This is a genomic window from Candidatus Collinsella stercoripullorum, from assembly GCF_027669965.1.
Taxonomy (GTDB): Bacteria; Actinomycetota; Coriobacteriia; order Coriobacteriales; family Coriobacteriaceae; genus Collinsella; species Collinsella stercoripullorum.
Genome location: NZ_JAQECM010000077.1, coordinates 1 through 5857 on the forward strand (window position 1 = coordinate 1; position 5857 = coordinate 5857).

Here is a 5857-nt window from a genome sequence, read left to right on the forward strand (position 1 = left end):
AGGGGCTCCGGTCCCCGGCGGCGTCCCGATGCGCCTCCACGCGCCGCGCCCCCGCGGCCTGCTCAGGGGGAGGCGCGCCCTGCTCGCCGGCGCCCTCGTCGCCCTCGCCGTCCTCGTCGCCGCGGTCGTCGCCGGCGCCCTGTCGGCCGAGCGCGCTTCGGCGACCGATTTCACCTCGACCAACCTCGCCCCGTGCCTCGAGCACCCCTTCGGGACGGACTGGATGGGCCGCGACATGCTCGCGCGCACGCTCGCCGGGCTCTCGACGTCCGTCGTCGTCGGCGCCGTCTCGGCGGCCGTCTCGTCCGTCATCGCCCTCGTCCTCGCCGCCGCCTCCGCGCTCGGCGGCCCGCGGGTCGACGCGGTCGTCGGATGGCTCATCGACCTCATCATGGGCGTGCCGCACATCGTGCTGCTGATCCTGGTGAGCTACGCCCTCGGGCGCGGAGCGGCGGGCGTCTGCGTCGGCGTGGCGCTCACGCACTGGCCGAGCCTCACCCGTGTGCTGCGCGCCGAGATCATGCAGCTGCGGGCGCAGCCCTTCATGGCGTGCTCGCGGGCGCTCGGGGTGTCTCGGGTGCGGCTCGCGCTCACCCATGCGCTTCCCTGCGTGCTCCCGCAGTACCTCGTCGGGCTCGTCCTGCTGTTCCCCCATGCCATCCTGCACGAGGCCTCCATCACCTTCCTGGGCTTCGGGCTTTCCCCCGAGCAGCCCGCGATCGGCGTCATCCTGTCCGAGGCGATGGGCTACCTCACCTCCGGCGCCTGGTGGCTCGCAGTGTTCCCGGGTGCGGCCCTGCTGGCCGTCGTGCTCATGTTCGACCGGGTCGGCTCCGCGCTGCGCAGGCTCCTGTCCGTCGAGGGGGTGCAGGCATGATGCGTGACGACACCGCCGGGCGTCCGGTGGGCCATCGCGACGGGGAGTTCCACCATCGCCACAGCCATGCCGGCGCCTCGAGGCATCCGGGCGGCAGCCACCTGCTCTTCGTCGACGGGCTGTCCGTCTCCTTCGACCTCTACGACCCCGACGCCCCGTATTTCAGCGCGCCGCGCCGTCGCGTCGAGGTCCTGAGGGACCTCACGCTGTCGGTGCACGCGGGCGAGGTGCTCGCGGTGGTGGGGGCGAGCGGTTCGGGCAAGACGGTGCTCGCGGATGCGCTGCTCGGGATCTTCGAGCCCAACGCGCTCGTGACCGGTCGCATCTGGTTCGACGGCTCCCCGCAGGACGCGGCGGGGCTCGCCCGCCTCCGCGGGCGCGGGATCTCCCTGGTCCCCCAGAGCGTGACGCACCTGGACCCGCTCATGCGCGTGGGCGCGCAGGTCGTCGGGGGGCACCCCCGGGCGGAGCGGGAGCGCCGGCGCGCCCGCATGCGCGAGCTGTTCGCGGCGTACGGCCTGCCCGCGTCCGTCGAGCGGATGTACCCCCACGAGCTGTCCGGGGGCATGGCGCGCCGCGTGCTGCTGACCTGCGCGCTGGTCGATGCGCCGCGCCTGATCGTGGCGGACGAGCCGACGCCCGGGCTGGACATGGACCTCGCCGTGCGCGCCGTGGGCGACCTGCGGTCCTTCGCCGACGGGGGCGGGGGCGTGCTGCTCATCACGCACGACCTCGAGCTGGCCCTGCGCGCGGCGGACCGGGTGGCGGTCTTTCGCGACGGCACCGTGGTGGAGGAGGCCGCCGCCTCGAGCTTCGCCGCGCCGGGGCTTCTGCGCGACCCGTTCTCGCGGGCGCTGTGGTACGCGATGCCGAGGCACGGTATGGATGCGGCCGCGGCAGAGGCGGTGCTCGACGGCGGGGGCTTCGCGGCCGGGGCGGCGCATACGGGCGTCGGCCCGTCCGGGACGGCGCGCGACGGCGGCGACCGCGCGGCCGGGGCGGCGTGCGCGGATGACGACCGCTCCCCGGGGCCCGCGGCCCCCGTCCCGATGCGGGGCGGGATCGCGGACGGCCCGGCGGCATCGGGACTGAACGGAAGCGAGGCGATGGGCGATGGCCCTCGAGGCGCGTGACATAACCTTCGGGTACGCGGGGGCCGCCCCGCTGTACCGCGGGCTCTCGCTCGCTGTCGAGGCGGGGGAGCGGGTGGCGCTGCGGGCGCCGTCGGGCGCGGGGAAGACGACCCTGTGCCGGCTGCTCGCGGGGTACCTCGCGCCGCAGGGGGGCTCGGTCTCGGTCGACGGCGCCTCGATGACGGGTCGCGATCGTCGTGCAGGCACCGGGGGCGCGGACCGCGCGGGCGTCGGGGCGGCGCGTGCCGTGCAGCTCATCTGGCAGCATCCCGAGCAGGCTTTCGACCCGCGGATGCGGATGGGGAGGTCGCTCGCGGAGGGCGCCGCGGACCTTCCGCGCGCAGCGGCTCTGGAACGCGCGCGCGGCGAGGGGCTGATCGAGGCGTTCGGCATCCGCGACGAATGGCTGTCGAGGCTCCCGCACGAGCTCTCGGGCGGGGAGCTCATGCGGTTCTGCATCGTGCGGGCCCTGCTGGCGCATCCCGCCTACCTCATCTGCGACGAGATGAGCGCCATGCTCGATGCGCTCACGCAGGCCCAGGTGTGGCGTGCGGTGCTCGAGATCGCGGGGGAGCGGGGGATGGGGCTCATGGTCGTCTCGCACGACCCGGCGCTCGTCGCGCAGGTGGCGACGCGCGAGGTCGTTCTTCCGCGGTCGCCCCGCGCCTGAGTGCGGCGCGTCGGGGCGGGACCTCCCCGCGCACCGGGAGAGGCTGTGCGCCGTCTCAGACGCATCGATTCCGAGGCCATTCGGTGTACGGCAAACTTTTTCAAAAAAGTGCTTGCGCAGTCGGATGGGGTGCCGTAATATACTTTCTTGCGCGAAGCGGCAACGCGAGCACGGATGCACCATTGGGATGTCGTCTAATGGCAGGACAGCGGATTCTGGTTCCGTCAATGGGGGTTCGACTCCCTCCATCCCAGCCATCCTTCATATGGCCCGTTCGTCTAGCGGTTCAGGACGCCGCCCTCTCAAGGCGGAGATCACCAGTTCGAATCTGGTACGGGCTACCAAATGTTCAACCCGGGTCGCAAGGCCCGGGTTTTTGTTTTCTCATACATATTGGCAGATCGCTGCGGTGGGGGATCGGAATGCCGATCTCGACGAGCGATGCGGCCTGCAGCTCGTCATTCTGCCGCCCTAGCAGGTGCGACGGCCCCGTTCGGATGCGCGGATGGGTGCGACGGCCCCGTGCCATACCCTTCTGGTTGGACTAGGACCGGTGTTCTATTGAGACATGCTTTTCGTTCTAAAACCTCATGTTTCGTCCTATAACCCACTCTTTGTCCTATGGACCTGGTTTGATGGTGGCGAGCCGTGTCCGCCTTGGCAGGATTGCGATATTGTGTGGATCTTTCAGAACCCGTCACTATGCCGGTGGTGGCGAAGGCGATTACCTGGGGAAATGCTGAGCGATTGACCGTGTCTTCGTCGGTGCTGGCGGCACTTCCGAAAAGATGCACCCAATATCGCAATACTGCCAAGGCAGACAAGTTGACCCGCCTCTCTCCGTCAGATGCGGGGATGGAAAACCTGCAGGTAGAGCGGCTTCGAGTCCGGAACGCCCTCGGTTGGCGTCCGGTGGTGAGGCGTATCGGGAGCGTGCGTCCGCCCCGTCCCGGTCCATTCGCTGATCCGCGGGAGCGGGACGGGGCGTTTCCCCTTCGGCATCGAAGCAATCCGGTGCTTCAGCTTCGCGTGGGGACGGGCCTCCGGCCGGCTTTGAGTGGGGGATCAGGGCGGTCGGCTTCGCGTGGGGGATGGGGCATCCGGCCGACTTTGAGTGGGGAAGGGATCGGGGCGGTCGGCCGACTTCTGGTGGGGGGGGGTTGGGGTGGCAGACTTCGGGTGGGGACCTGGGTGGTCGACCGGCTTCGGGTGGGGGTCGGCCGGCGACCGCTCGGGGTCGGCACCGTCGTATTGCCTGGATGCGGGTCGAAACAAAGGAGCCGGCCCTTAAGCCGGCTCAAACGGTAACGGGCGGATGGCTTCACATGAAAAACCCGGGTATTGCGACCCGGGTTGAACATTTGGTAGCCCGTACCAGATTCGAACTGGTGATCTCCGCCTTGAGAGGGCGGCGTCCTGAACCGCTAGACGAACGGGCCGTATGTGGTGCGCGCTTGCGCAGGAAGGATATTACGGGAACTGGCACGGGTGCGCAAGGGGGATTCGTAAGAAAGTCGAACTTGTGGATGACCTGTGGAGGGGCGCTGGATCGGAGCGGGCTGGCGCGTGGGCCGGCGGACGGGACAGGCTTGCGAGCGGGCTGTCGGACGGGGCTCGTGAGGTGGGTTGTCGGTCGGGGCGGGTTGGCGGGGCGGGTTCCCGGTTGGGGTGGACTTGTGCGTGGGTCCCCGGTCGGGACGGGCATGCAAGAGGGTCCCCTGACGGGACGGACTGGCGCGTGGGCTGTCGGTCGGAACGGGTCGGCAGGGCGGGCGGCCATATCGTCCCGGATCACGGAGGCTGCGCCCGCGCCCGGGTCTCCAGCCTGTGCGCACCGCACGGGCTCACGCAGCCGCTCTGTATTTCCTACGCATGGCCCGCCGGCGCGGGACCTCGTTTCGGTCAGCCGTACAATAGAACCTCAAACGCAACGCGCCGGACCCCCGGCGTCTTCCCATACCGAGGTGATCCATGAACAGCTCCACCCATACCGTCCCCAAGCCCAAGGTCGCCGCGGAGGCGTCCGGCGGGGACGACCACCGGGGTGCGCGCCGCGGGGCGATCTTCATCGGGTTCGTCCTCGTCGTCTACGTCGTCTACCTCGTGGTGACCGGCCAGGTCGCGCAGTTCTGGGAGGCCATGGGCAGCGTCCAGCCCGGGTGGCTCTTCGTCGCCTGCGTCTCCATGCTGCTCTACCTGGTCTTCGGCATCCTCGCCTACGCCATCGCCGTCTGGCTCGATCCGGCGTCCCCCGTCGGCATCCGCGATCTCATTTCCGTCGAGGCGAGCGGCATCTTCTTCGGCAACCTCACGCCGATGCAGATGGGCTCCACGCCCGCGCAGATCTACCGCCTCACGAAGGCGGGGCAGAACGTGGGCGAGGCCGGCGCGATCCAGTTCACGCGCTTCATCGTCTACCAGTTCGGCCTCGTGGCGTGGTGCGCGATCCTGCTGATCGCCCGCATGCCCTTCTTCACGGCTCAGTACGGCGACATCACCCTCATCAGCGTGTTCAGCTTCGGCGGCCATGTGTGCATCCTGCTCGCCATCTTCGCCATCGCGCTCATGCCCCGCATGGTGGTGCGCGTCGCCCACTGGCTGATCTCGGTGCTCTCCCGCGTCGGGGTCGCCCGGGACCGCTGCGAGGGATGGAACGCCTTCATCGACGAGGAGATCTGGTCGTTCTCCGACAAGTTCAAGCTCGCGGCGGGCCATCTGAGCTCCATGGGGCTCACCGTGGTGATCACCATGCTGCAGCTCGCCTTCTTCTACCTCGTCCCGTACTTCCTCATGCTGTCCTTCGGCCATCACGACGTCGACTTCTTCTCCGTGATGGCCGCCTCCGCGTTCGTGCAGCTGCTGTCCTCCGCCGTGCCGCTGCCGGGCGGCACGGGCGGGGCGGAAGGCGGGTTCGCGCTGTTCCTCGGCCATTTCTACGGCAGCGCCGCCACCGCGGGCTACCTGCTGTGGCGCCTCATCACCTTCATCGCCCCCACGATCCTGGCGGCGCCGCTCCTCGGCCTCAAGAGCTCCCACAGCGCGAGCATCCACGACCGATGGGACCGTGCGATCTCCCGTATGGGCAGGCGCCGCACGGCGGGGGGCGCCTCGGCTGCCGCCGCGGTGGCGTCCGCGACCGAGACGGCCGCCGTCGAGCGCGCGGAGGCCGCGGCCTCG

General features: G+C 69.9%; 4 protein-coding genes and 3 tRNA genes. 6 read left to right on the plus strand and 1 reads right to left on the minus strand.

Annotated elements, in window-relative coordinates:
• Nucleotides 1-28: 28 nt before the first annotated feature.
• From PHA29_RS10155 to PHA29_RS10175, 5 genes are all read left to right on the plus strand, one after another.
• The gene (locus PHA29_RS10155; protein WP_270849519.1) at nt 29-877 is read left to right on the plus strand and encodes an ABC transporter permease; all 849 of its coding nucleotides are present in this window, start codon (nt 29-31) and stop codon (nt 875-877) included.
• Nucleotides 874-2010: an ATP-binding cassette domain-containing protein gene (locus PHA29_RS10160; RefSeq protein WP_270849516.1), complete on the plus strand. Its 1137-nt coding sequence runs from the start codon at nt 874-876 to the stop codon at nt 2008-2010. The genes PHA29_RS10155 and PHA29_RS10160 overlap by 4 nt, the downstream gene beginning before the upstream one ends.
• Complete coding sequence (locus tag PHA29_RS10165) at nt 1991-2680, plus strand: ABC transporter ATP-binding protein (RefSeq protein WP_270849517.1); 690 nt, start codon at nt 1991-1993, stop codon at nt 2678-2680. Before PHA29_RS10160 ends, PHA29_RS10165 begins: the two co-directional genes overlap by 20 nt.
• Nucleotides 2681-2863: 183 nt before the next feature.
• Nucleotides 2864-2937 (plus strand) — tRNA-Gln (locus tag PHA29_RS10170).
• A 10-nt stretch (nt 2938-2947) separates the two neighbouring features.
• Nucleotides 2948-3024: transfer RNA gene (locus tag PHA29_RS10175), tRNA-Glu, on the plus strand.
• A gap of 1018 nt (nt 3025-4042) precedes the next feature.
• Here PHA29_RS10175 and PHA29_RS10180 read toward each other — a convergent pair.
• A tRNA-Glu gene (locus PHA29_RS10180) sits at nt 4043-4119 on the minus strand.
• A 532-nt stretch (nt 4120-4651) separates the two neighbouring features.
• Here PHA29_RS10180 and PHA29_RS10185 point away from each other — a divergent pair.
• Nucleotides 4652-5857, plus strand: a 1206-nt coding sequence (locus PHA29_RS10185; protein WP_270849518.1) for a lysylphosphatidylglycerol synthase transmembrane domain-containing protein, incomplete at its 3' end; no start/stop codon positions are given.

Coding starts and splice junctions, on each gene's coding strand:
- PHA29_RS10160 (WP_270849516.1), top strand. CDS start 874: ATGATGCGTGACGACACCGCCGGGCGTCCGGTGGGCCATCGCGACGGG.
- PHA29_RS10155 (WP_270849519.1), top strand. CDS start 29: ATGCGCCTCCACGCGCCGCGCCCCCGCGGCCTGCTCAGGGGGAGGCGC.
- PHA29_RS10165 (WP_270849517.1), top strand. CDS start 1,991: ATGGCCCTCGAGGCGCGTGACATAACCTTCGGGTACGCGGGGGCCGCC.